The organism is Bradyrhizobium sp. sBnM-33, assembly GCF_032917945.1.
Lineage (GTDB): Bacteria > Pseudomonadota > Alphaproteobacteria > Rhizobiales > Xanthobacteraceae > Bradyrhizobium.
In genome coordinates, this window is sequence record NZ_CP136624.1 from 7,286,719 (window position 1) to 7,310,414 (window position 23,696).

The window sequence follows — 23,696 nt, forward strand, 5'->3', positions numbered from 1 at the left end:
GATGCTGCTGACGCGCGAAAACCTGCCGCAGACGATCGCCGATACTACCGCACTCGACGAGCTGTTGTGCCGCCCGAGTCAGGCGTTGATCGACGATTTGCGCAAGGTCGACGGCGACATCATGATCCTGGGTGTTGCCGGCAAGATGGGGCCGACGCTGGCCGGCCTTGCCAAGGCGGCCGCGCCGGAGCGCCGCGTCATCGGCGTGGCCCGCTTCAGCGATCCCGCCGTCAAGGACTGGCTGCAGGCGCGCGGCATCGAGACCATCAATTGCGACCTGCTCGACGAAAGCGCCATCAAGGCGCTCCCGAAGATTCCGAATATCGTCTTCATGGCCGGACGCAAGTTCGGTGCCGAGGGCGACCTCTCGCTGACCTGGGCGATGAATTCGCACGTCCCGGCCCTGGTCGCGCAGGCCTTTGCGGCGTCGCGTATCGTCGCGTTCTCGACCGGCTGCGTCTATCCGTTCGTGCCGGTCTCCGGCAAGGGTTCGGCCGAGGATATGGCGCCCGATCCGCCGGGCGAATACGCGCAATCCTGCGTCGGGCGCGAGCGCATGTTCGAGTATTTCTCACGCAAGCATGGAACTCCCGGACGGCTGTTCCGGCTGAACTACGCGATCGACATGCGTTACGGCGTGCTGCACGATATCGCAAGCAAGGTGCTGCACGGCAAGCCGATCGACGTCAGCCTCGGCCATGTCAATTTCATCTGGCAAGGCGACGCTTCCTCGCAAGCGCTGCGCTGTCTGGCGCATTGCGATACGCCGACCTCCCCGATCAATGTCAGTGGCCACGAGATCCTGGCGGTGCGCGATCTCGCCGCGAAATTCGGCCAGCGCTTCGGCCGCGCACCCGTGATTGTCGGCAAAGAGGAGCCGACGGCGTGGCTCACCGACACGTCGCAGGCGGTAAAATTATTCGGCCTGCCGATCGTCGATACCGAGCAGCTCATCAGTTGGACAGCCGATTGGGTGTCGCGATCAATGCCGAGCCTCGGCAAGCCCACCAAATACGAGGTGCGCGATGGCCGCTATTGAGCCCATCGTCGAGCTCGGCATCAGCGATGCGAAGGCCGGGCTCGTGCTGTCGACCGAAGCCGGCTGGAACCAGAACGAAGCCGACTGGCGATTTTTCCTGAGCCAAGGGGTCGTATTCGGCGCGCGCGACGCAGACCGGTTGGTGGCGACAGCGGCGCTGATGCCCTACTCGGCGGGCAATGCCTGGATCAGCATGGTGCTGGTGACCGCCAACTTTCGTCGCCGCGGCCTTGCGACCAGGCTCGTCGATGCATGCCTGGAAGCGGCCGCGCGGCGCGGGCTCACAACCTGGCTTGACGCTACGCCGGCTGGCGCGACCGTCTATGGTCCGCTCGGTTTTGCGCCGACGCTGCAATTGCGAAGGTTGCGGTTGGAAAAGCCGCAAGGCACCACAGCGACAAGGCCGCTAGCGGCCGGCAACCTCGAAGCCCTGGCCGCGCGCGATGGCAGCGCCATGGGATTCGACCGCAGCACATTGCTGTCGGAATTTGCTGCGCGCCCGGGTTCTCGCATCGTGTCGGATGCTCGAGCCATGGCCCTCGTCCGCGATGGACGCACCGCGCGGCACATCGGTCCGGTCCTGGCCGACCACGCCGATCAGGCGCTGGCGTTGGTCGACGCCATCACTAGCTCTGAGACCGGCCCCTGGCTGATCGATGCCGTTCATTCTCAGGATGCGTTTCTGCGCGGTCTCGTTCGCTCGGGCTGGAATATCGAGCGGCCGTTTCAGCGCATGCGCTTTGGCTCCGCGACTGCCTCGCCCGCGCAACTACCGTTCGCCGTCGCCGGCCCGGAATTCGGATAGGAAGCGCCGCCATGCATCATAGCGAAATCAAGGCCGAGGTTCGAAAGCTGATCGCCGACGGTACCGTGCTCCCTGCGCATCCGCTCGCGCTCGACGCCAACCGCGCACTCGATATCAGGCACCAGCGGGCACTGACCCGCTATTATCTCGATGCCGGCGCCGGAGGATTGGCCGTGGGCGTGCACACCACGCAATTCGCGATCCGCGACGTCGGCATGTACCGTCCGGTGCTGGAGCTGGCGGCCGAGACCGCCGCTTCATGGACCAGGCGGCCGGTCGCGATGGTCGCGGGACTGGCCGGTCCGACGCAGCAGGCCATCGCAGAAGCGCAGACCGCACGCGGCATCGGCTACCACGCCGGCCTGCTCAGCCTGGCTGCGATGAAATCGGCATCCGAGGACGAGATCATCGCGCATTGCGAGGCGGTGGCACGCGAGATCCCCCTGGTCGGCTTCTATTTGCAGCCGGCCGTCGGCGGCGTCATCCTCAGCGCCGATTTCTGGCGTCGCTTCGCAGGTATCGACAACGTCATCGCCATCAAGGTTGCGCCGTTCAATCGCTATCGGACGCTGGACGTGCTGCGTGGGGTGGCGGCGGCGAACGCGCTCGACCGCGTCGCGCTCTATACCGGCAATGACGATCACATCCTGCTTGACCTCACTCTGCCGTTCGACCTCCGCGACAAGGGCGTCACCACTCGAGCCTACTTCAAAGGCGGCCTGCTCGGGCACTGGTCGGTGTGGACCGCAAGCGCGATCAAGCAGTTTGAAATGTGCAAGGCGGCGCGCGGCAAGGACACCCTGCCGGCCGATTTGCTGGCGCTCGACGCGCGTGTCACCGATTGCAACAGCGCGTTCTTCGACGTTGCCCATAATTTTCACGGCTGCATCGCAGGTTGCCACGAAATCTTGCGGCGGCAGGGATTGATGCAGGGCCTCTGGTGCCTCGATCCCGCTGAAGGGCTGAGCCCGGGCCAGATGCAGGAGATCGACCGCGTCTGCCGCGAACATGCCGATCTCTCCGACGATAGCTTCGTGCGGGAGAACCTGCAGAAATGGCTGGCATGACTGCGGAAGAGCCCTTCATCAGCCTGCGCAACGTCCGCAAGGTCTACCGGTCCAAGGGCGCGGAATTCCTCGCCGTCTCCGACGTCACCATGGACGTCGGGGAAGGCGAACTGGTTTCGCTGGTCGGCCCGTCCGGCTGCGGCAAGACCACCGTGCTGAAGATCCTGGCCGGATTGCATGACGCCGACGGAGGCACGATTAAAATCGGTAATGCGAAAACGCCGTTTGATCCGGCGCGCGACATCGGCATGGTGTTCCAGCAGGCCCTGCTGCTGAAATGGCGAACCATTTTGGACAACGTGCTGCTGCCGGCCGAAATCGTCGGCTTGCCGATGAAGGCTGCACGGAGCCGCGCCCGCGATCTGCTCAACCTGGTCGGCCTGGCTGGCTATGAGGACCGATATCCGCAGCAATTGTCCGGCGGCATGCAGCAGCGCACCGCGATTGCCCGCGCCTTCATCCACGATCCCAAACTGATCCTGATGGACGAACCGTTCGGCGCGCTGGATGCGCTGACCCGCGAGCAGATGAACCTCGAAATGCTGCGAATCTGGCGCGAAAGCGGCAAGACCATCCTGTTCGTGACGCACTCGATCCAGGAAGCCGTGTTCCTCGCCTCGCATTGCGCAGTGCTCACCGCAGGTCCGGCGCGAATGGCAGAATATTTCCCGATCGATCTGCCGTTTCCCCGCGCATTGCCGATCAAGACCACGGACGAGTTTGGCGCCTATGCGCGGCGTATCTACGCGCGACTGGGATTGAGCCCGGGCACGTAGGCCTATCAACCGCTATTCATATGCCGTCGGTCCTGTATCGCGATAGGCCCAGCAACTCTCCCGTGGCAGCGAAACGCGGGTCTCGATGCCGACCTGATGGCGAGCCGCGGTGCCGAGCTCAACCACCTCCAGCCGCCGGCCGAACAGTTCGATGCCGTAGGCCGTCTGCGTGCCCTGATAGCGGCGGTCGAGAACGCGGGCGGGAAAAATGTTGGCGCCGTCATGCTGGCCGATCGCGATGTTCTCCGGCCGCAGCGCAATGCGCACCTTCTCGTCCAGGCCGAGCGAATGCAGCAATGCCACCTCGCCCCGCCGCCCGTCGCCGAAATCGACGATGCCGAATTGGCCGTTGCGCGAGACCAGCGTGCCGGCGAGCTCGTTGGTCGCGCCGGTGAAGTTGGCAACGAACAAATCCGCCGGGCGGTTATAGATCGCATCCGGCGTATCCATCTGCAGCAATTTGCCGTCGCGCATCACGCCGATGCGGTCGCCGAGCACGACGGCTTCAGCCTGGTCATGGGTGACATAGAGCGCAGTCATCCCGGTTTGCTTGAGGATCACCCGGAGATCATCGCGCAGCCGCAGGCGCAGCTTGGCGTCGAGGTTCGACAGGGGCTCGTCGAGCAGCAGTAACTGCGGCCGGTACACGATGCTGCGCGCCAGCGCCACGCGCTGCATCTGGCCGCCTGATAATGCGACCACCGCTCGATCAGCGTATTCCGACAGGCCGACCAGTTCGAGCGCCTCGTCGACCTTGCGGCGGGCCTCAATGCGCGAAAATTTCCGGTGCTTGAGCGGATAGACCACGTTCTGCCGCACCGTCATATGCGGCCACACTGCGTAGGACTGAAACACCATGCCGAGATCGCGCAACCGCGGCGGCACCAAAATGCCACGCTCGGGTGACGAGACGACCTTGCCGGCAATGCTGATTTCACCCGATGTCGGGTGCTCCAGGCCCGCGACGCAGCGCAGCGTCGTGGTCTTGCCGCAGCCGGAGGGACCGAGCAGAACTACGATCTCTCCGGCCGGCACGCCAAAACTGACGCCATCGATCGCCGGCCGGCCGATCGCAAACTGCTTGCGCAGGTCGGTGACTTCGAGGGTTGCCGTCATCGGTTCGATAATTTCCCTGATGTGACGATCATTGCCCGTAGCCGTAGGCCTTGTTCCACTCGGCCACCCAGGCGGCGTGCAACTTCACATACTCGTCGAACTTCGGGAACCAGACCTTAACCACTTTGGGATCAAAGCCTTCCGGGTATGCCGGCGGCACCTTCAGTGACGTGAGGTTGCCGAGTTCCTTGATCATGAACGTCTGCCCCTCCTTCGAGAGGCACCAGTTGAGAAACAGTTTTGCGGCATTAGGGTGCGCGGCGGTCTTCGGAATGCCCGTGGCATAAGGATTGACCGGCGCGCCTTCCGGCGGAAAGAAGATCTGGATCGGCGCGCCGTCCTTCTGCTTCGGATAGATTGCATTGTAGAGCAAAGGCCCCATCGCGATTTCGCCGCGCACCAGCGAATCCGACATCGGCGCGCCCGATGGATACAACACCGGCTTGGTTGCAGCCTGCTTGGCCCAATAGTCCTCGCCGAGCACCTGGCGCTCGAACATCACCCGGGTCCACGTGGTGCCGCCCGACGGAGCGATCACCTGCCCGGTCAACTTGCTGTATTCGGGCTTGGTGAGGTCCATCCAGGTCTTGGGCGGGTTCTTTACCAGTTCAGTATTGTAGGCGATCGCCCACACCAGCGTGACACGCGGCCAGAGCTGCGGTGCGATCTGCGCGTCGGGATTGTAGTCGGCCGCATTCGGCGGCGCGTAATCCTGGAACATGTCCGCCAGGGGCTGCATCAGCGCGCGATCGGAATGATCGACAACATCGGCGATCAGTTTACCGGCCGCGGCCTCGGTCTTGACGCGGGTGATGAGCTGGCCGCCGGGCGCGCGCACCATCTCGATTTTTATTTCGGGGAAACGCTTGTTGAAGGCCTTGATGACCTGCTGCTCGACCTCGGCGAAATTCGCGGTGTAGTACACCAGCTTGCCTTCGGCCTTCGCCGCGGCGATCAATTCGGGTGAGCCGAACTCCTGCGCCTGTGCCGCTGCGCTCCATGTCAGCGCAAGACCGGCGACGCCTGCGATTGCAGCAATGTTGGTGAAGGTCCTTCCAGTCATAGCAATCCTCCCCTTCGTTTTGTTATCCGGTTCGGGCGACGCTGCCCTGCGCCGCACCGCGCGACAACCAATTGGCGCCGCCGATGAGAACGCCGAGCAGAACGGTTTGCACCAGGCTGAATGCGGCGGTCTTTCCGAGGTTGCCGCCTTCGTAATAGTCGAGCAACAGCACCGACATCACCATGGTGTTGCTGGTGTAGAGAAACAGCGATGAGCCAAGTTCGCGGATCGCCAGCACAAACAACAGCGTCATCGAGGCGATCACGCCCGGCCGCGCCAGCGGCAGCACGATCGTCCTGATGGTGCCGAGCACGCCCTTGCCGCAGACCCAGGCAGCCTCCTCGAGCTCGCGATGAATCTGCAGGAACGAGGTCGACAGCGCCTTGACCGTGTCCGGCATGAAGCGCGCGATGAAAGCCAGCGCCAGAATCCAGATTGTGCCGTAAAGCCCTGCGGGAATGCCGATCCAGGCCCAGAGGTAGGCGACGCCGACCACGAGGCCGGGGATCGCGACCGGCAGGGTCGAGATCACGTCGATCCAGCGCCGGCCCATCACCTGGGTGCGGTGAATGGTGTAGCCGATCGCAAACGCCAGCGCGCCGCCCACCACCGCGGTGATCAGCCCGACTTCGACTGCGTTGTAGATCGAACGCATGGTCAGCGGATTGTCGAAGATACTTTCAAAATGCATCAGGGAATATTGCCTGGCATCGAACAGGCTGCTGACATCGCGTATGAACATGAACTTGCGGAACGCGGCAACGATCAGCGCGAACAACGGCAGCACCACGACGACCAGGAGATAGCCAACGCCGAGACCGAAGGTGAACCAGCGCCAGAGCCCCAGATCGAGGCTGCGCGGACGGAACGCCTTGCCGGCGACGGTGGTGTAGCTGCGGCCGCTCAGCACCTTGTGCTGCAGGAACACGAGCAGGCCCGTGACGACCATCAGGATGATCGCCACCGCTGCGGCGGTGTTGTAGAGCGGCGGTGACCAGTTGGTGAGCTTGAAAATATAGGTGGTCAGCACGGCAAGGTTGGTCGGCGCACCCAACACCGCCGGAATGCCGTAGATGCCGAGCATCACGATGAACGACAGCAGCATGCCCGAGACGATCGCCGGCATGATCAGCGGAAACGTCACCGAGAACAAGGTGGCGAACGCGCTGGCGCCGGAAATCTCGGCGGCCTCCTCCAGGCTCGGATCCATGTTGCGCAGCGCCGAAGAGGTGAACATGTAGACGTACGGCGCGTAGTAGATGCCGAACACGAACACCAATCCCCACATCGAATAGAAATCGACGCGCCAATCCAGCCCTGCCCATTTGAACATGGTGTTGATCAGGCCGGTCTTCGGCGAGCCGAGGATCGCCCATGCGACTCCCGCGACCAGCGGCGGCGCGAACAATGGCAGGATGCTGGCGGCCGCGATGAAGCCCTTGAACGGCGTATTGGTGCGGACGACGATCCAGGAAAACAGCAACCCGACCGCGACCGCGATCAGCGTGCCGCCGCCACAGGCAATCAGCGTGTGGCGAGCGCCTCGGCGACATTCGGGTTGGCCAGCACGGTGAGGAAGTTGGTCACCGAGAGATGACTGAGGCTGATGCCTTCGACCACCGGATTGGTGTCGGTAAGCGCGCCGAGCAGCAGCATCAGGATCGGGTAGATGACGAGAAAGCCGAGGATCGCCAGCAGGAGGGACACCCACAGACCGGCTCCTACGCGCCCATGCCTGCCCCCACTTGCGCTACGCATGGCTTCGCTGCGCCGGCTCGCCAGTCCGTTCAAAGCGTTTCCTCTCGCCGTGACCGTCTTTTTATGAAATTGCGGTCGCTGTGCGCCTCAAGCCTAGTCGATCGCTTGGCGGGCGGGAAGGTATCCGATAGTCGGCGCGCGGATTTGGCGCGGAGGGGGACTTTTTCAATGCTAACGATCAGTCCGCATACGCATCATGCAGCGGCGCGCCTGTGGTCCGTGCTGCGTCCGTAGTACACGCCGCAGAGGGCGCGACCGCCCCGGCGTGGAGAGCCCGAGAGAATGTCACTGGATACAACCGCAAAGTCGACCGCCCCGACGCCCATCGACGGCTTGCCGCCGGAACTCCGGCGCTGGGCGGTCGCGGCGATCTTTACCGCGCTGGCGCTGGCCTCGCTGGATACGGCGATCGCCAATATCGCGCTGCCCGCCATCGCGGCTGACCTCCATGTCAGCCCGGCCGACGTGGTCTGGGTCGTCAATATCTACCAGATCGCGTTGGTCGCGACGCTGCTGCCGCTGGGCGCGCTCGGCGAGATCGTCGGCCACGAGCGCATTTATATCGGAGGCCTCGTGCTGTTCACGCTGGCCTCGCTTGGCTGCGCCTTGGCATGGTCGCTACCCAGCCTGACGGCGGCGCGCGCGCTGCAGGGGCTGGGCGCCAGCGGCATCATGAGCGTGAATGCGGCCCTGGTCCGTTTCGTCTATCCGACCCATATGCTCGGCCGTGGCTTTGGCCATAACGCGCTGGTGGTCGGAACGGCATTCACGTTCGGTCCGACCATCGCCTCCGCCATTCTTGCGATCGGGACATGGCCGTGGCTGTTCGCGATCAACATCCCGTTCGGCGTGATCGCAATCTGGATCGGCCTGAAGACCTTGCCCAAAACGCCGCGCGCGAAGCACGCGTTCGATTTTGCGAGCGCGGCGCTGACTGCAAGCTGCCTCGGGCTTTTCATCATCGGCATCGGCATCGCGGCGCATCAGGCCCCGCCTCTCCTGGTCGGCCTGACGCTTGGCGCGGCATTGCTGCTCGGCTGGATCATGATGCGTAGAGATGCGGACCATCCGGCGCCAATGCTGCCGATCGATCTGTTCCGGCGGCCGATGTTCGCGCTGTCGGCCGCCACGTCGGTCTGTACATTCGCGGTGCAGGGACTGGCGTTCGTCTCGCTGCCCTTCTACTTCGAGGACGTGCTGCACCGGTCGCAGGTCGAGACCGGCTTCTTCATGACGCCCTGGCCGCTGGTCGTGGCGATCATGGCGCCAATCGGGGGCCGGCTCTCCGATCGCTATCCCGTCGGCATCCTCGGCGGCCTCGGACTGGTATTGCTCGGCATCGGCATGGCGCTGCTGGCGACGCTTCCGCCGGACGCCAGCGTTGCCAACATCGTCTGGCGCATGGTGATTTGCGGAATCGGATTCGGCTTCTTTCAAACGCCGAATCTGCGGGCGCTGATGTCGAGCGCGCCGCCGCATCGCAGCGGCAGCGCGAGCGGAATCGTCGCAACCGCACGCCTGACCGGGCAAACCCTCGGCGCCGCGCTGGCGGCATTGTGCTTTGCGCTCGCCGGTCACAACGGCGCCACGGTGGCGCTGGCGCTCGGGGCCGGCTTTGCCGCGTTTGGGAGCCTGATGAGTTTCCTGCGTCTGGCCGTGGGTGCAGAACGGACATGACAGCCATGCGACGGGCGCGTGCCGACGCAACACCGGCGGATCGGCTTTCTTCCCCATCGCCACCGCGCGTTTTCTTGATTTGAACGATTCCAGGTTGCAGGCCAGATTGCGCCGGGTCTCGACCGATGGGTCAGACGAACAGGGGATACGCGATGGCAAACCTCACCATTAACGGCAAAACAATCAATGTGGACGTTGAAGACGGCACGCCACTGCTTTGGGCGATCAGGGAAAATGTTGGACTGACCGGCACCAAATATGGCTGCGGCATTGCACTATGCGGCGCCTGCACCGTCCATGTCGACGGAGTCGCGATGCGCTCCTGCGGCATGACAGTCAGCGAGGCCGTCGGCAAACAGATCACCACGATCGAAGGTCTTGCCTCAGAAGGCGCCCTGCACAAAGTGCAGCAGGCCTGGGTGGCGAACGACGTGCCGCAATGCGGCTATTGCCAGAGCGGCATGATCATGGCGGTTGCCGCCCTTCTCAAAGAGAAGCCGAAGCCGACCGACGACGACATCAACGAAGCCATCACCAATATTTGCCGATGCGGGACCTTCCAGCAGGTCCGCGAGGCGATCCACGCCGCCGCGAGCGCTTGAGGTGATACGATGAATCAGCACGTCATGCCCAAATTGAATCGCCGCGCCTTCGTGATCGGCACCGCTGCCGCCGGTGCGGGCCTCGCAATCGGCCTCGACATTCCCTTCGGCGGACCCAAGGTTGTCCGCGCCGCCGACGGCTCGCCCGAGGTCAACGTCTGGGTGGTGATCCGCCCGGACAATACGACCGTGATTCGCGTTGCCCGCTCCGAGATGGGTCAGGGCACCCTCACCGGCCTCGCGCAGCTCGTCGCCGAAGAGCTCGAATGCGACTGGTCGAAGGTCGTAACCGAATATCCGACCCCCGGGCAAAGTGTCGCACGCAAGCGCCCTTGGGGCGATTTCTCGACCGGTGGCAGCCGCGGCATCCGCTCCAGCCAGGAGTATGTCCGGAAGGGCGGCGCCACCGCGCGCATGATGCTGGTGCAGGCCGCCGCAAACGAGTGGAAGGTGCCGGTCTCGGAATGTACCGCCGCCAACAGTGTCATCACCCATACGCCGTCGGGCAGGACCACGACCTATGGCAAGGTGGTTGAAGCCGCAGCAAAGCTCGAGCCGCCGGCGGATGTGAAACTGAAGGATCCCAAGGACTGGAAGATCGCCGGCAAAGCCGTGAAGCGGCTCGACACCGTCGGCAAGACCACGGGTGCGATGATCTACGGCGCCGACGTCAAGCTGCCGGGCATGCTCAACGCCGCGATCAAGGATTGTCCCGTCTTCGGGGGCAAGCTCCAGAGCTACGACGAAGCCAAAATCACCGGCATGAAGGGCGTCAAGAAGGTGGTCCGGGTCGGTGACAGCGCAGTCGCCGTGGTCGCCGATACCTGGTGGCACGCCAAGACCGCGCTGGATGCGCTGCCAATCGTCTGGGACGAAGGCGAGAACGCCAAAGTCTCCAGCGAGTCGATTGCCAAGTGGCTGGCGGAAGGTCTCGACAATTCCCAGCCGGCCTTTATCGGCAACCAGAACGGCGACGCCAAGGCCGCGATTGCGAGCGCGGCGAAGAAGGTCGAGGCGGTCTACAACTATCCGTACCAGAACCACGTGACCATGGAGCCGATGAACGCAACGGCGCTCTATACGCCGGACAAATGCGAGGTCTGGTGTGGCACGCAGAACGGCGAAGCGGCATTCGCCGCGACCATGGAAGCATCGGAATTGCCGGCCGAAAAATGCGAGGTACACAAGCTCATCCTCGGTGGCGGCTTCGGCCGTCGCGGCATGACCGACTACGTCAGACAGGCGGTTCTGATCGCCAAGCAGATGCCCGGCACGCCGGTCAAGCTGCTGTGGTCGCGCGAAGAAGACATGGCGCAAGGCAAGTTTCATCCGGTCACGCAATGCAAGCTGACCGGCGCCTTCGATGCCGACAACAATCTGACCGCGCTGCACGTTAGACTGTCCGGCCAATCGATCCTGTTCACGGTGCGTCCCGCGGCGCTGGTGAACGGCATGGACACGGTTGCGTTCCAGGGCATGAGCCCTTCCGGCGACGCGGCGATCGGCTACACGGTGCCGAACCTGCTGGTCGAGCATTCCATGCGCAATCCGCACGTCCCGCCCGGCTTCTGGCGCGGCGTCAACGTCAATCAGAACGCGATCTATCTGGAGTGCTTCATGGATGAACTGGCGCATTCGGTCGGCCAGGATCCGGTGGAATTCCGCCGCAAGCTGATGAGCAAGCATCCAAAACATCTCGCCGTGCTCAATGCCGTGGCCGAGAAAGTCGGCTGGGGCAAGCCGGCACCGCAAGGCGTCTATCGCGGCATTGCGCAGGTGATGGGCTATGGCAGCTATGTCGCGGGTGCTGCGGAGATCTCAGTCACCGACGGCAGCAAGATCAAGGTGCATCGCATCGTCGCTTCGACCGATCCGGGCTACGTCGTCAATCCGGCGCAGGTCGAGCGGCAGATCGCGGGCTCCTTTGTCTATGGCCTGTCCGCCCTGTTCTACGGCGGCTGCACGGTAAAGGACGGCAAGATGGAGCAGACCAACTTCGATACCTACGATTCCATGCGCATCGCCGCGATGCCGAAGGTGGAATGCGTCATGGTGCCGAGCGGCGGCTTCTGGGGCGGCGTCGGCGAGCCGACCATCGGTGTCGCCGCGCCCGCGGTGCTCAACGCCTACTTCGCGGCCACGGGCAAACGCATTCGTTCGGTGCCGCTGAAGGACCAGAATATTACGTTTGCCTGACACTAGCGGACGGCGGCCCCACTCCGGGGCCGCCGTATCCTCATCGGGAGATTGCTGATGAAAGCGTTGCGCGTCGCCATCGCAGCTGCCGCGGTCGCGGCGTGGAGCTCGGCGCTTGCGGCTTCCGATCCTCCACCTGGCGCGGCATCCTGCTCCGGCTGCCATTCCACCGGAACAACCGCCTCGTCGATTTCGCGGCTGTACGGCCGCGATGCCGGCGACATCGCCACGGCGATGGCCAAATTTCGCGACGGCTCGCTTCCGGCCACGGTCATGAACCGCATCGCCAAGGGTTTCACTGACGAAGAGTCGCGCGCGATTGCGACGTGGTTCGCGGCACAGAAATAAGGGGCCGCCGGCATGGGTATCAGTCATGACGTGAGCCGCCGGGATTTCTGCCGCATCGGCGCGGCCGCCGCGGCGACGGCCGCTTTTCCACTGCCAGCGTTCGCGCAAGCGGCAGCACGCGTGGTCGTAATCGGCGGCGGCTTCGGCGGCGCGAGTTGTGCGCGGGCGCTGAAGCAGATCGATCCGAAATTGCAGGTGACGCTCGTCGAGCAGAGCCGAACCTTCACCGCCTGCCCGTTCAGCAACAATGTCATCGCCGGACTGCGCTCGATCGATGAGCAAAAATTCGGTTACGACAAGATCGCCGCCAGCGGCGTGACTGTGGCGGCGCAGGCGGCAACGGCCGTCGATGCGGCGGCGCGGACCGTCGGTCTCGCCGACGGCACCTCGCTCGCCTATGACCGGCTGGTGCTGTCCCCTGGCATAGATCTGCGTTTCGATGCACTACAGGGTTACGACGAAACTGCAGCCGGCAAGATGCCGCATGCGTGGAAAGCCGGCGAGCAGACGCTGCTGCTGCGCAAGCAGCTCGAGGCCATGGACGATGGCGGTCTCGTTGTGATCGCAGCCCCAGCCAATCCCTACCGCTGCCCGCCGGGCCCTTACGAACGCGCCTGCCTGATCGCGTATTACCTGAAAACCAAGAAGCCGCGCTCCAAGCTGCTCATCCTCGATGCCAAGGACATCTTCTCCAAGCAGCGCCTGTTCCAGAACGCCTGGAAAGAACTCTATCCGGGAATGGTCGAATGGGTGTCGCTATCGCAGGGCGGCAAGGTGAACGGCGTTGATGCAGCGACCAACACGCTGATCACCGATTTCGGCAACCACACCGCCCAGGTGGCCAATGTCATTCCGCCGCAGCGGGCCGGGCGCATCGCCATGATCGCAGGGGCTACCGACAACACCGGCTGGTGCGCGATCGATCCTGTGACCTTCGAGTCCAAGTCGGTCCCGCACATCCATGTCATCGGTGACGCCTGCCTCGCCGGCAGCATGCCTAAATCGGCATTCACTGCCAATGCGCAGGCCAAGGCGTGCGCGCGTGCAGTCGCCACGCTACTATCGGGTGGATCGCCCGCGGCGCCAAAGCTGATCAACACCTGTTACAGCTTGGCGGCGCCCGACTATGGCATCTCGATTGCCGGCGTATACCAACCGAAGAACGGATTGCTGGCCGATGTCGAAGGCGCCGGCGGCGTCAGTCCGCTGGATGTGCCCCGCGATTTCCGCGCACGCGAAGCCGACTATGCGCAAACCTGGTTCGCGACCATTACGGCGGAAGTCTTTGGCTAGATTCGGATTTCGCATATCGGCGCCGATCCTTGCCGGAGCGCTCCTCACCCTGCCGGGCGGCACGGGTGCGCAGGAACTTCGCAGCTATACCGTCGTCGACGATGCCATTCCGCACTCGCTGACGGGGGCGACCGGCGATGCGACGCGCGGCCGCGCGCTCGTCGTCGAACGTTCCAGCACTTGCATCCTCTGCCACAGCGGCCCATTTCCCGAACAGAAATTCCAGGGCGACCTGGCGCCTGATCTTACCGGTTCCGGCAGCCGCTGGTCCGAAGGTCAGCTTCGGCTTCGGCTGGTGGATGCCGCTCGTCTCAATGCCGCGACGATCATGCCGTCCTACTACCGAGTTGACGGCCTCACTCGCGTCGGGACGCTGTGGCGCGGCAAGCCGATCCTGTCGGCCGAACAAATCGAGGATATCGTGGCGTATCTCGCAAGCTTACGCGAATAGGAAGGTCCGATGCATCCACCACCGAATTCGACACGCCGCCAGTTTCTCAGTCTCGCCGGAGGAGCAGCCGTGCTTGGCGCGGCCCCCGTCGTCACGCTTCGGCCTGCCGAGGCGACGCCCGAGATGCTCGCTTCCTCCATCCGCAATGTCACCGGCGGCGCCGCGGTGAAAACCGGCAAGGTCAAGCTCGACGTGCCGCCCTTGGTCGAGAACGGGAATACCGTGCCGCTGACTGTGAGTGTCGCCCACCCGATGGCGCCGGAGGACCACGTTAGCAGCATCCACGTTTTCAACGAGAAGAATCCGCAGCCCAATATCGCCAGTTTCCATCTCGGCCCGCATAACGGCCGCGCGCAGGTATCGACCCGCATTCGCCTCACCGACAGCCAGAAGGTGGTCGCGATCGCAAAGCTCTCGGACGGGTCGTTCTGGTCGGCCAGCGTCGACGTCGTGGTGACACTGGCGGCCTGCACCGAGGAGGTGATCTGATGACTTCCGCGCTGATCAACGTTCCGGCCAAAGCCAAACGCGGCGACATCATCGAGATCAAGACGCTGATGTCGCACATCATGGAGTCAGGCTATCGCCATAAGGCATCAGGCGAAGCTGTGCCGCGCGATATTGTCACGAGCTTTACCTGCCGCTTTAACGGCGCTGAAATCTTCCGCGCCGACTTGTATCCGGCCATCGCGGCCAACCCGTTCTTTTCCTTCTTCACGACCGCAACCGAAAGCGGCAAGTTCGAATTCGAATGGATCGGCGACAAGGGTTTTTCCGAAACCGCTTCCGCCTCAATCTCGGTCGAATGAGATTTTTGGGCGCCATAGCCGCCGCACTGCTGGTGGTGGGCGCTGTAGGCGCTGCCGAGATCCCGCAAGCCGACCGCCGTTCCGGCTACAGCTTCATGAAGCCGGACACAAAGACAATGCAGGATGACGACACCGCCAATCCCGGCATGCTCTGGGTGCTCAATGGCGAGACAGTGTGGAACCGGAAGACGGGCGCCGCCGACAAAGCGTGCGCCGATTGCCACGGCAATGCCCGCGCGACCATGAAGGGCGTGGCCGCCCGCTATCCCGCGTTCGACAAGGCAACCGGCCGCCCCATCAATCTGGAACAGCGCATCAATTCGTGCCGCACCAATCATCAGCAGGCGACGCCGCTTCCCTTCGAGAGCCGCGAGTTGCTGGCGCTGACAGCCTTTATCGCGCGGCAGTCGCAGGGGGCACCGATCGAAACCGGCGCCGACCCGCAGCTCGCGCCGTTCGTCGCCAAAGGACGCGAGCTCTACATGCAGCGGCAGGGCCAGCTCAATCTCGGCTGCGCCAATTGCCATGACGACAATTGGGACAAGCGGCTCGCCGGCGCCGCGATCACACAAGGACACCCGACCGGTTACCCGCTCTACCGGCTGGAATGGCAATCACTGGGCTCGCTGCAGCGACGGCTGCGCGCCTGCATCACCGGTATCCGGGCGCAAGCCTATGATTACGGCGCGCCGGAACTGGTTGAACTGGAATTATACCTGATGTCGCGGGCGCGCGGGATGGCGATGGAGGCACCGGGGGTTAGGCCCTAGCTCTAACCCCTCATGGTGAGGAGCGCCAACGGGTCCGCGCGTATCGCGGCCCGATGACAGGCTCCGCGCGTCTCGAACCATGAGGCCCCACTGAGGTCTCGCCCTTCGAGACGCTTGCTGCGCAAGCTCCTCAGGGTGAGGAGATAAACCTATGGTGCCGCAGGAGATTACCGCTCCGCGAACGCCTTCTCGACCACGAACTGCGCCGGCTCGCCGTGATTGCCCTCGACAAACCCCTTGCCGTTGAGCAGAGCACGCGTGTCCGTCACCAGCGCCGGGCTGCCGCAGATCATGACGCGGTCATGGGCGGGATCGAGCGCAGCCAGCCCGATGTCACCGAACAGTTTTCCTGAGGTGATCAGGTCGGTGATGCGGCCGCGGTTGCGGAAGGGATCGCGCGTCACGGTCGGATAATAGATCAACTGGTTACGGACATACTCGCCGATCAATTCGTCGTTCGGCAGTCTCTCGGTGATCATTTCGCCATAGGCGAGCTCGGCGACGCGGCGGCAGCCGTGCAGCAGCACCACCTTCTCGAAACGCTCATACGTCTCGGGATCCTTGATCACGGAAAGGAACGGCGCGAGCCCGGTGCCGGTGCCGATCAGGTAAAGGTTACGACCGTCTTCGAGGTTGTCGATCACCAGCGTACCGGTGGCCTTGCGGCTGACGATGATCTCGTCGCCCTGCTTCAAATGCTGGAGCCGCGACGTCAGCGGGCCATCCGGCACCTTGATCGAGAAGAATTCGAGCCGGTCCTCGTAATTGGCGCTGGCGACCGAGTAGGCGCGGAGCAGCGGCTTCTCGCCGACCTTCAGGCCGATCATGGTGAACTCGCCATTGCGGAAACGGAACGAGGGATCGCGGGTGGTCGTGAAGCTGAACAGCGTATCAGTCCAGTGATGGACGCTCAGCACGCTTTCCTGGTTGAAATTGCTCATCGCACCGCTTCCTGACCTGCAAGCCGGATTGACCGGCTAAATCATTGGTATACGATCATTCGTATACAAACGAATAATCCAGCTTGATCCGATCGTCAAGCCGGGCAGAATGTCCGGCGAAGGCATTGAAGCAAAAGGAAAATCTATGGCCCACGACGCACCCCAGGCGACCGGTCCGAGCAAGCTGGTGATCCACAATATCGGGCTGATGCTGTCAGGGGCGCTGGAGAAGCCGATCCTGGACGGCGATACGATCGTGGCCGAGAACGGCAAGATCACAGCGATCGGCCGCTTCAAGGACGTCAACACCGAGGGCGCAACCACTGTTGTTAACGCCAACGGCACCACCGTCGCGCCGGGCTTAATCGACAGCCATGTCCATCCGGTCGCCGGCGACTGGACGCCGCGGCAGAACCAGAGCAGCTGGATCGACAGCTATCTCCATGGCGGCGTCACCACCATGATCTCGGCCGGCGAGGTCCACATGCCCGGCCGCCCGCGCGACGTCGTCGGCCTGAAGGCGATGGCGATCTTTGCGCAACGCGCGTTCTGGACGCTGCGGCCAGGCGGGGTGAAGGTGCATGCCGGCGCGCCGGTCATCGAGTGCGAGATGGTCGAGGACGATTTCAAGGAGATGGCCGCGGCCGGCGTCAAGCTGCTCGGCGAAGTGGGCCTCGGCGGCGTCAAGGACGGCCCGACCGCGCGAAAAATGGTCGGCTGGGCACGCAAATACGGCATCCAAAGCACGATTCACACCGGCGGACCATCAATTCCCGGCTCCGGCCTGATCGACAAGGACGTGGTGCTGGAAGCCGACACCGACGTGGTCGGCCATATCAATGGCGGCCACACCGCGCTGCCCGATGACCAGATCCGCTGCATCTGCGAGGGCTGCAAGCGCGGGTTGGAGCTGGTTCACAACGGCAATGAGCGCTCAGCGCTCTACACGTTGCGCATTGCGCGCGAGATGGGCGATTTGCACCGCGTGATCCTCGGTACCGACGCGCCGGCCGGCTCCGGCGTGCAGCCGCTCGGCATCTTGCGAATGGTCTCGATGCTGTCCTCACTCGGCGAACTGCCCGCCGAACTCGCCTTCTGCCTTGCGACCGGCAACACCGCGCGCATGCGCGAGCTCGATTGCGGAATCATCGAGGTCGGCCGCTCCGCCGATTTCGTCCTAATGGATAAGGCGCAGCACTCGCCCGGCAAGAATATCCTCGAAAGCGTGCAACTCGGCGACCTCCCCGGCATCGGCATGACCATCATCGACGGCATCGTCCGCACCCAGCGCAGCCGCAACACGCCGCCGGCCGGCAAGGTGCCGGAGATCGTCAGCGGGCATTGACGCCGGTGGCCCCGCGAGTGCGCCGGGCGCCTAAAAAATTGCGTCAACCCTCGAAAGCGATGAACGAACTGCCGGTCAGCCCCGTCAAATGCGCGCTGGCCTGATGGCCTGTTTGCTCACACCTTCGAGGAATATTTGAAGAATTCGCTGCAGATGGCCGGCGGAGTAGTCGGCGCGGTCATTGGTTTTGTCGCGACACTGCTGCTGCTTGAGCTGGTCGGCTTCGGTAACCGGGCCGGTCCAATTATGTCAGGCATGTTGGCGCTGCTGGTGTTCGCGCCGTGCGGAGCGATCGCAGGCCTCCTGTTTGGCACGACGCTGGTGGCACGGGTGCGCGGCCGAGAAAATGCCGACGGATCCCTCCGCAACAGCTTGAAGGCATTCGCGTTGGTCGTTGCACTCTGCGCCGCTGCCGGGGCCGCTTATTATGTCTACGCCGTCACGACGGCGACGCCCTGGCTCAACCCGAATGCCCCCAATCCGCTTCTCGTTTTTGAGGTTCGCCTCCCCGCAGGCGCGGCATTGCCTAGCTCCGCCCGTGACGTAGCGATCGAACTGCAAACCGACTTGAACACCATGCCGGGCGAGCCACGCCCCGACCAGTTCCGTCGCGACGACGATAGGCCAATCATTGCCGGCTACGTCGAGCTCGCGTTCCGCACCGCGCACCGGCAACTGGAGATCAAAATCAATGGCCAGCCCGACCGGCTCTATCTCATCGGATCGTCGGCCAAGGCGCCGCATACGGCGGAGTTCGGGCCGTGGCAAGCCAATAGCGACGGCAGCGAAATTCGCTACCGCGCCAGATGGCCGGGACGGGATTGATCAACGCCGCCGCGCTAGGAGCTTTACTCGCCGCGCCTTCGCGTCGGCTTCGCGTTCCTCCTTTGCCCACACAATTGCGAGGATCGGAGCTCGTTAACTGGTCTCCGGGTCTGTGCTCATATCCTGAGTACATGCGGCGGGCGATCAGCCTCATTCATGTGATTTCACTCACACTTAGCGGCATGGAACCCGCGCATGGCTGCTTTGCGGCGAACAGCCGGCATGGTACGCTGGGGGTACTGGAAAGATTGTTTGCCCAACGCTGAAATTGCTGCAGCTCGAGGAAATCAATCCAAACCATGGCCCAAATTCGTGACATCAAGTCGGGCCGCGGTGGTGAGCAACCACGCGAGCCAACGCCGCGGCGCCTTGCGGCGATCGTGGCAGGCGATATTTCCGGCTACAGCCGCCTGATGCAGATCGACGAGGAAGGGACGCACAACCGCGTCAAGCGGCTCGAGCGCGACCTCATCGAACCCACCATCAGAGAACATCACGGCAGGCTCGTTAAGACCACGGGCGACGGCTTCATCGCTATTTTCGATAGCCCCGTAGAGGCCGTCCGATCGAGCATCGTGATCCAGCAAAATGTGGTTGGTCGCAATGCATCACTCCCCAAGCATCATTGGATCGAATACCGGATTGGCGTCAATCTTGGCGACGTCATCATCGAAACCGACGACGTCTATGGCGACGGCGTCAATATTGCGACGCGGCTTGAGGGTATAGCCCATCCCGGCGAAGTCTATATCTCCGGCGGTATTTATGAGCAGATAAAGCATAAGCTGGTTTGCGGATACGAGTCGCTCGGCGATCGAAAGGTCAAGAACATCACCGAGCCTGTCCGGGTCTACCGCGTGCTTCCCGACCCCTCCGCCCTGCACGAACGTCGGAACTGGCGCGAACGTATCCTGGCCCTCCTGCTGATTCTTGCATTACTGATCATTGCGGGCGGCACTCTCTGGTACACGCTGGGGCAGCCTCGCAAGGCGGCAGAACAAGCGTCAGCTCCCGTTTCATCTCCGGCGGAAGCGCCGAAGGCGCCTGCGCCTACCGCAAAACAACAAGCGCCGCAGCCCCAACCTTCTCCTACCGTAGCACCAACTCAACAACAGGCGGCGCCGCTACCGCCGCCGGCGTCCCCCGCCGCACCCGCGACTCCGCCGACGACGCAAGCGGCCGCACCGGTTCGAGAACCCGAGATGGTCTCGCTTCGGGGTGGCAGCTTCGCCATGGGTAGCAACGAAGACGTTTCGGAAAGGCCGGTCCGTCAGGTAACGGTCAAGCCATTTGCGATGGGGAAATTTCCCGTCACCGTGCAGGAATGGAACGCATGCGCCGCCGCGAAGGCCTGCGGCTTCACGGCAGCCGGAAAGGACGACGCGCCTGTTACAAACGTAAGCTGGAGCGATGCCAAGCAATATGTCGCGTGGCTCGCGGAAACCACGGGAAAACTATACCGACTGCCGAGCGAAGCCGAATGGGAATATGCGGCGCGCGGCGGCACGCAGACCCGATACTGGTGGGGCGATCAGTTTCAGCCCGGCATGGTCAATTGCAAGAACTGCAGCGACATTCCAGCGACCGAGCAGCCGGTCAAGGTCGGCAGCTTCAAGCCAAATCCTTTTGGGCTGTTTGATATGGGCGGCGGCGTAGATCAATGGGTCGAAGATTGCTGGCATAGAAATTATCAGGGCGCGCCAGGAGACGGGTCAGCATGGGTCGAGAATGCATGTTCCTCGCATGTCATCCGCTCCGGCTCCTGGAGGAAGGACTCAAGCTATGCCCGCGTATCAAACCGCGGCAGCTATGACACCAACGTGCGATATCCCACCCACGGTTTCCGCGTCGCGCTATCTCCCAAGTAGCCTTAAGAGGGCGGTCATGAAGTGCATGCAGTGGATCGCTCTGTCAGCAGCGCTCACTTGCCTGCCGCCCGCCGCGTATGCTCAAGGGAAGCCCTCGCATAAGGAGGCCCTTCTCTATTTCATTTGGCCGCAGAACGGCGCCGTCATCAAGGGCGGATTTTGGTGCCGCTTTGGTCTGCGCAACATGGGCGTCACGCACGCCGGCGATAATTACCCGAACAGCGGCCATCACCACCTGCTGGTCAATGTGAACGAGCCGCTCAATCCCAATGAGCCGATTCCGCAGGACAAGTCACATCTTCATTTCGGCGCCGGCCAGACCGAAGCCCGGATCGAGTTGCCACCGGGCAAACATACGCTCCAGCTCGTGCTGGGCGATGCCGAACACTATCCGCACGTTCCTCCGGTGGTCTCGCAGAAAATTACCATCACGGTCAAATAGAGCGGAATTCTCTCCGCCGACTCTGATCCTTGCGCCTGAATTACCTGTTCTGCGTGATCGGCTGATTGGTGGTCCAGTCGAAAGTACCCTGGTCGCGCTCGTCGACCGCACGCTTCCAGCCCATCTCTTCCGAGCGGCGCTTGAAGTTCAGCCCCTCCGGCGAATGCCGGGTGATGCCGTCGAACACGGTGGCGATCATCTGCGTGCCCATCAGGCCCATATTGTAGAGCGCCTGATTGACCATCAGCTTCTGCATCATGAGTTGGTTCTGCGGCACGGTGGCAATGCGGTGCGCCAGCGCATCGACCTCCTCATCCAGCCTGTCGGGCGGAACGGCTTTCAGCACGAGGCCAAGCGCCGCCGCCTCGACGCCGGTGATCTTGTCTCCGGTGAACAGCATGCGCTTGGCTTTTTCGGCGCCGAGCCGATAGACCCACATCGCCGTCGTCGGACAGCCCCAGACCCGGACCGGTGGATAACCGATGCGCGCATCTTCCGCCATCACGATCATATCGGAGCAGAGCGCAATGTCGGAGCCACCGGCAACGGCAAAGCCCTGTACCTTGCAGATCACCGGCCGTTTCGAGCGGAATAGGCTCATGAACTTGTTGGTGTTGTCGGACATCGCCGCGTAATCCTTCATCGGATCCCATGGCATTTCCTGAGTGTAGCGGTTGGCCCTGTCACCGGAGGCGTAGGCGGTCAGGTCGTACCCGGCGCAGAAGGCGCGGCCGGCCCCGGCGAGCACGATCACATGCGCGCCCGAATCGTTGTCGGCACGCGCGACCGCGTCGGCGAGCGCGCCGGGCAGTTCGTCGTCGATCGCATTCATGACTTCCGGCCGGTTCAGCGTGATGCGTGCGATACGCCTGTCGCGCTCGTAGAGCACTTTGGCCATGATGGCCTCCCTGGATGAGAGAATTCAGATTTTGGCAAAATCACCGTGGCGGCCCTTGCCGCTGGCAAAGCGTGCCGCGCCGCTGACGCCTTCCTTGAAGATGGCCTCGACGCCGTTGGCCCATTCCTGCCGCAAGGCATCGCGGACAGGCAGGCCATAAGTTTCGACCACCGAGCGGCGATCGGCCCGGACGGCTGCCTGCGGAAACTGCGCGATCTCCCGCGCCATCGCTTCGGCTGCGGCGCGTGCGCCGCCGGTCTCCACGACCTGCTCGCACATACCGATGCGCAGCGCTTCATCGGCCGGCACCTTGCGGCCGGTGAGGATGATTTCCATCGCCCGTCCCTGCCCGACCAACCGCGCCAGACGCACGCTGCCGCCATCCAAGAGCGGAATGCCCCAGCGCCGGCAATAGACGCCGAAATAGGCGCTCTCCGCCATCACGCGGATATCGCACCACAGCGCCAGCTCCATGCCGCCGGCCACCGCCGGTCCCTCGACGGCGGCGATCACCGGCTTCGACAGTTCCAATCGCGTCGGTCCGAGCGGCCCGCGCGGCGCGGGATTTGCGCCGGTCGGGAACGCCAGGCCATCGACGACATGGCGTTGAAAGGCTTCGCGGTCAGAGAGCGTGCTGGCGAATTTGAGATCCCAGCCCGCGCAGAACGCGCCGCCCTCGCCCCACAGCACGGCGACGCTTGCGGAATCGTCAGCGTCGAATTCCTTGAAAGCCGCCGCCAGCGCCTCGGCGCTGTCGGGGTCCATGGCGTTACGTGCCTCGGCAAACCGGCTGTGGACGACGGTCCACACCGCACCCTGCTTCTCGATCCGGACCATTGCGCCTACTCCCCTACTGTTTTGATTTGCGTGCGGCTCTAACCCTCGCGCGTTTCGCGCGCGGAAGGCATTGCGCCAGCATCATGCGAAGCAGCGTCTGCGCATTTGTATCGAGAAAATCGAGCCGTCCGGCGATCTGCAGCACAAGCGCGCCGATCATCTGACTGGTGAGCAGCGCGACCGACGGCCGAACCTCTGAAGGCTTAAGCCCGCGCACCTCGGTCAGCGGCACTGCGATGCGTTCCAGCACCTTCCAGAGCGCCTGATTGAGCTCATCATCCGACGGCTTGCCGACGCCGAGCCGCTTGAGGCCGCGAAAGGCGTAGAGTCCCAGATTTATCTCGAAGCGGTGATCGAGGTAGTAGTTCAGGAAGGCCCCGCAGGCCGCCTCGACCTGGGCCTCCGGCGTCCGCGCGGTGGCCACCGCCTCGGAAACGAAAGCATCGAGCGCCGCGAGCGACTGTTTCAGCAGTTCGGCATAGATCGCCTCCTTGCTCTCGAACAGCGGATAGATCGCGCCGGTCGTGCAGCCGGCGCGAACCGCGATGCCGCGCATGGTGGCGCTCTCCAACCCCTGCTCCGCGAACTCATCGCGGGCGGCACGCAGCAGAAGCTCGCGCTTTGCGCCCTTCACCACGATCGACCAGTCCTTTGCCGAAGTTGCGGGTTTGCCCATGATAACAATGTTATCAATCCATTTGAGATGGAGTCAAATGGTAACAATGGTTCGGGTGAGCAAGATCGACCGGCCGCATCTGGCGATGGATCGC

The 23,696-nt window shown here is 63.3% G+C and carries 25 protein-coding genes; 17 read left to right on the top strand and 8 right to left on the bottom strand.

Features of this window, described 5'->3' with window-relative positions:
- Window position 1: 1 nt before the first annotated feature.
- From RX328_RS34240 to RX328_RS34255, 4 genes are read left to right on the top strand one after another with little or no spacing between them, the layout of a single operon-like run.
- Window positions 2-1,039 carry an NAD-dependent epimerase/dehydratase family protein gene (locus RX328_RS34240; protein WP_213249669.1) on the top strand — a complete coding sequence of 346 codons (1,038 nt, stop codon included), beginning with the start codon at window positions 2-4 and terminating at the stop codon, window positions 1,037-1,039.
- Window positions 1,026-1,844: a GNAT family N-acetyltransferase gene (locus tag RX328_RS34245; RefSeq protein ID WP_213249553.1), complete on the top strand. Its 819-nt coding sequence runs from the start codon at window positions 1,026-1,028 to the stop codon at window positions 1,842-1,844. The genes RX328_RS34240 and RX328_RS34245 overlap by 14 nt, the downstream gene beginning before the upstream one ends.
- An 11-nt stretch (window positions 1,845-1,855) precedes the next feature.
- On the top strand, window positions 1,856-2,911 hold the full coding sequence (locus tag RX328_RS34250) for a dihydrodipicolinate synthase family protein (RefSeq protein ID WP_213249551.1): 1,056 nt from the start codon (window positions 1,856-1,858) through the stop codon (window positions 2,909-2,911).
- Window positions 2,899-3,687, top strand: a complete 789-nt coding sequence (locus RX328_RS34255) for an ABC transporter ATP-binding protein (RefSeq protein WP_213249549.1) — start codon at window positions 2,899-2,901, stop codon at window positions 3,685-3,687. Before RX328_RS34250 ends, RX328_RS34255 begins: the two co-directional genes overlap by 13 nt.
- 12 nt (window positions 3,688-3,699) lie before the next feature.
- Here the strand turns inward: RX328_RS34255 and RX328_RS34260 are convergent, their stop codons facing one another.
- The 4 genes from RX328_RS34260 to RX328_RS34275 are packed head-to-tail and all read right to left on the bottom strand — an operon-like array spanning window position 3,700 to window position 7,573.
- Window positions 3,700-4,803 carry an ABC transporter ATP-binding protein gene (locus tag RX328_RS34260; RefSeq protein WP_213249547.1) on the bottom strand — a complete coding sequence of 368 codons (1,104 nt, stop codon included), beginning with the start codon at window positions 4,801-4,803 and terminating at the stop codon, window positions 3,700-3,702.
- A gap of 28 nt (window positions 4,804-4,831) precedes the next feature.
- Window positions 4,832-5,866, bottom strand: a complete 1,035-nt coding sequence (locus tag RX328_RS34265; RefSeq protein ID WP_249726222.1) for an ABC transporter substrate-binding protein — start codon at window positions 5,864-5,866, stop codon at window positions 4,832-4,834.
- Window positions 5,867-5,888: 22 nt separating this feature from the next.
- On the bottom strand, window positions 5,889-7,349 hold the full coding sequence (locus tag RX328_RS34270; RefSeq protein WP_249726221.1) for an ABC transporter permease: 1,461 nt from the start codon (window positions 7,347-7,349) through the stop codon (window positions 5,889-5,891).
- Window positions 7,350-7,390: 41 nt separating this feature from the next.
- On the bottom strand, window positions 7,391-7,573 hold the full coding sequence (locus RX328_RS34275) for a hypothetical protein (RefSeq protein ID WP_249726220.1): 183 nt from the start codon (window positions 7,571-7,573) through the stop codon (window positions 7,391-7,393).
- Window positions 7,574-7,906: 333 nt separating this feature from the next.
- Between RX328_RS34275 and RX328_RS34280 the strand changes: the two genes are divergently transcribed.
- The 9 genes from RX328_RS34280 to soxA all read left to right on the top strand — a co-directional run bounded on the left by RX328_RS34280 (window position 7,907) and on the right by soxA (window position 15,770).
- Window positions 7,907-9,301 (top strand): MFS transporter, encoded by a 1,395-nt coding sequence (locus RX328_RS34280; protein ID WP_213249545.1) that lies wholly within the window; start codon window positions 7,907-7,909, stop codon window positions 9,299-9,301.
- 152 nt (window positions 9,302-9,453) lie between these two features.
- On the top strand, window positions 9,454-9,903 hold the full coding sequence (locus RX328_RS34285) for a (2Fe-2S)-binding protein (protein ID WP_213249543.1): 450 nt from the start codon (window positions 9,454-9,456) through the stop codon (window positions 9,901-9,903).
- Between the two features lie 9 nt (window positions 9,904-9,912).
- Window positions 9,913-12,099, top strand: coding sequence for a xanthine dehydrogenase family protein molybdopterin-binding subunit (locus RX328_RS34290; protein WP_213249541.1), 2,187 nt, complete (start codon window positions 9,913-9,915; stop codon window positions 12,097-12,099).
- Window positions 12,100-12,156: 57 nt separating this feature from the next.
- Window positions 12,157-12,447 carry a c-type cytochrome gene (locus RX328_RS34295; RefSeq protein WP_213249539.1) on the top strand — a complete coding sequence of 97 codons (291 nt, stop codon included), beginning with the start codon at window positions 12,157-12,159 and terminating at the stop codon, window positions 12,445-12,447.
- A 12-nt stretch (window positions 12,448-12,459) separates the two neighbouring features.
- Window positions 12,460-13,740, top strand: a complete 1,281-nt coding sequence (locus RX328_RS34300; protein ID WP_213249537.1) for an NAD(P)/FAD-dependent oxidoreductase — start codon at window positions 12,460-12,462, stop codon at window positions 13,738-13,740.
- A complete protein-coding gene (gene soxX / locus RX328_RS34305; RefSeq protein ID WP_410733921.1) occupies window positions 13,733-14,191 on the top strand; it encodes a sulfur oxidation c-type cytochrome SoxX in 459 nt (152 codons plus the stop codon). The genes RX328_RS34300 and soxX overlap by 8 nt, the downstream gene beginning before the upstream one ends.
- A 9-nt stretch (window positions 14,192-14,200) precedes the next feature.
- Window positions 14,201-14,680 carry a SoxY-related AACIE arm protein gene (locus RX328_RS34310; RefSeq protein WP_213249533.1) on the top strand — a complete coding sequence of 160 codons (480 nt, stop codon included), beginning with the start codon at window positions 14,201-14,203 and terminating at the stop codon, window positions 14,678-14,680.
- Window positions 14,680-15,000, top strand: coding sequence for a thiosulfate oxidation carrier complex protein SoxZ (soxZ, locus tag RX328_RS34315; RefSeq protein WP_213249531.1), 321 nt, complete (start codon window positions 14,680-14,682; stop codon window positions 14,998-15,000). Before RX328_RS34310 ends, soxZ begins: the two co-directional genes overlap by 1 nt.
- Window positions 14,997-15,770: a sulfur oxidation c-type cytochrome SoxA gene (gene soxA / locus RX328_RS34320; RefSeq protein ID WP_213249530.1), complete on the top strand. Its 774-nt coding sequence runs from the start codon at window positions 14,997-14,999 to the stop codon at window positions 15,768-15,770. Before soxZ ends, soxA begins: the two co-directional genes overlap by 4 nt.
- 167 nt (window positions 15,771-15,937) lie before the next feature.
- Here the strand turns inward: soxA and RX328_RS34325 are convergent, their stop codons facing one another.
- A complete protein-coding gene (locus RX328_RS34325; RefSeq protein WP_213249528.1) occupies window positions 15,938-16,711 on the bottom strand; it encodes a ferredoxin--NADP reductase in 774 nt (257 codons plus the stop codon).
- A gap of 145 nt (window positions 16,712-16,856) precedes the next feature.
- On the opposite strand from RX328_RS34325, the gene RX328_RS34330 reads away from it, so the two are divergent.
- The 4 genes from RX328_RS34330 (at window position 16,857) to RX328_RS34345 (ending at window position 21,191) form a co-directional block, all read left to right on the top strand.
- Complete coding sequence (locus RX328_RS34330) at window positions 16,857-18,056, top strand: amidohydrolase family protein (protein WP_213249527.1); 1,200 nt, start codon at window positions 16,857-16,859, stop codon at window positions 18,054-18,056.
- A 135-nt stretch (window positions 18,057-18,191) separates the two neighbouring features.
- Window positions 18,192-18,881 carry a hypothetical protein gene (locus RX328_RS34335; protein ID WP_213249526.1) on the top strand — a complete coding sequence of 230 codons (690 nt, stop codon included), beginning with the start codon at window positions 18,192-18,194 and terminating at the stop codon, window positions 18,879-18,881.
- Window positions 18,882-19,180: 299 nt separating this feature from the next.
- Window positions 19,181-20,749: an SUMF1/EgtB/PvdO family nonheme iron enzyme gene (locus tag RX328_RS34340; protein WP_213249525.1), complete on the top strand. Its 1,569-nt coding sequence runs from the start codon at window positions 19,181-19,183 to the stop codon at window positions 20,747-20,749.
- A 16-nt stretch (window positions 20,750-20,765) separates the two neighbouring features.
- Entirely contained in the window at window positions 20,766-21,191 is a 426-nt protein-coding gene (locus RX328_RS34345) for a DUF4399 domain-containing protein (RefSeq protein WP_213249524.1), read from the top strand.
- Window positions 21,192-21,231: 40 nt separating this feature from the next.
- Here the strand turns inward: RX328_RS34345 and RX328_RS34350 are convergent, their stop codons facing one another.
- Genes RX328_RS34350 through RX328_RS34360 form a run of 3 tightly spaced genes read right to left on the bottom strand, consistent with a single transcriptional unit; the run spans window position 21,232 to window position 23,602 of the window.
- Window positions 21,232-22,089 carry a crotonase/enoyl-CoA hydratase family protein gene (locus RX328_RS34350; protein ID WP_213249523.1) on the bottom strand — a complete coding sequence of 286 codons (858 nt, stop codon included), beginning with the start codon at window positions 22,087-22,089 and terminating at the stop codon, window positions 21,232-21,234.
- Between the two features lie 24 nt (window positions 22,090-22,113).
- Entirely contained in the window at window positions 22,114-22,926 is an 813-nt protein-coding gene (locus RX328_RS34355; protein ID WP_213249522.1) for a crotonase/enoyl-CoA hydratase family protein, read from the bottom strand.
- 13 nt (window positions 22,927-22,939) lie between these two features.
- The gene (locus RX328_RS34360; RefSeq protein ID WP_213249520.1) at window positions 22,940-23,602 is read right to left on the bottom strand and encodes a TetR/AcrR family transcriptional regulator; all 663 of its coding nucleotides are present in this window, start codon (window positions 23,600-23,602) and stop codon (window positions 22,940-22,942) included.
- Window positions 23,603-23,696 lie beyond the last annotated feature (94 nt).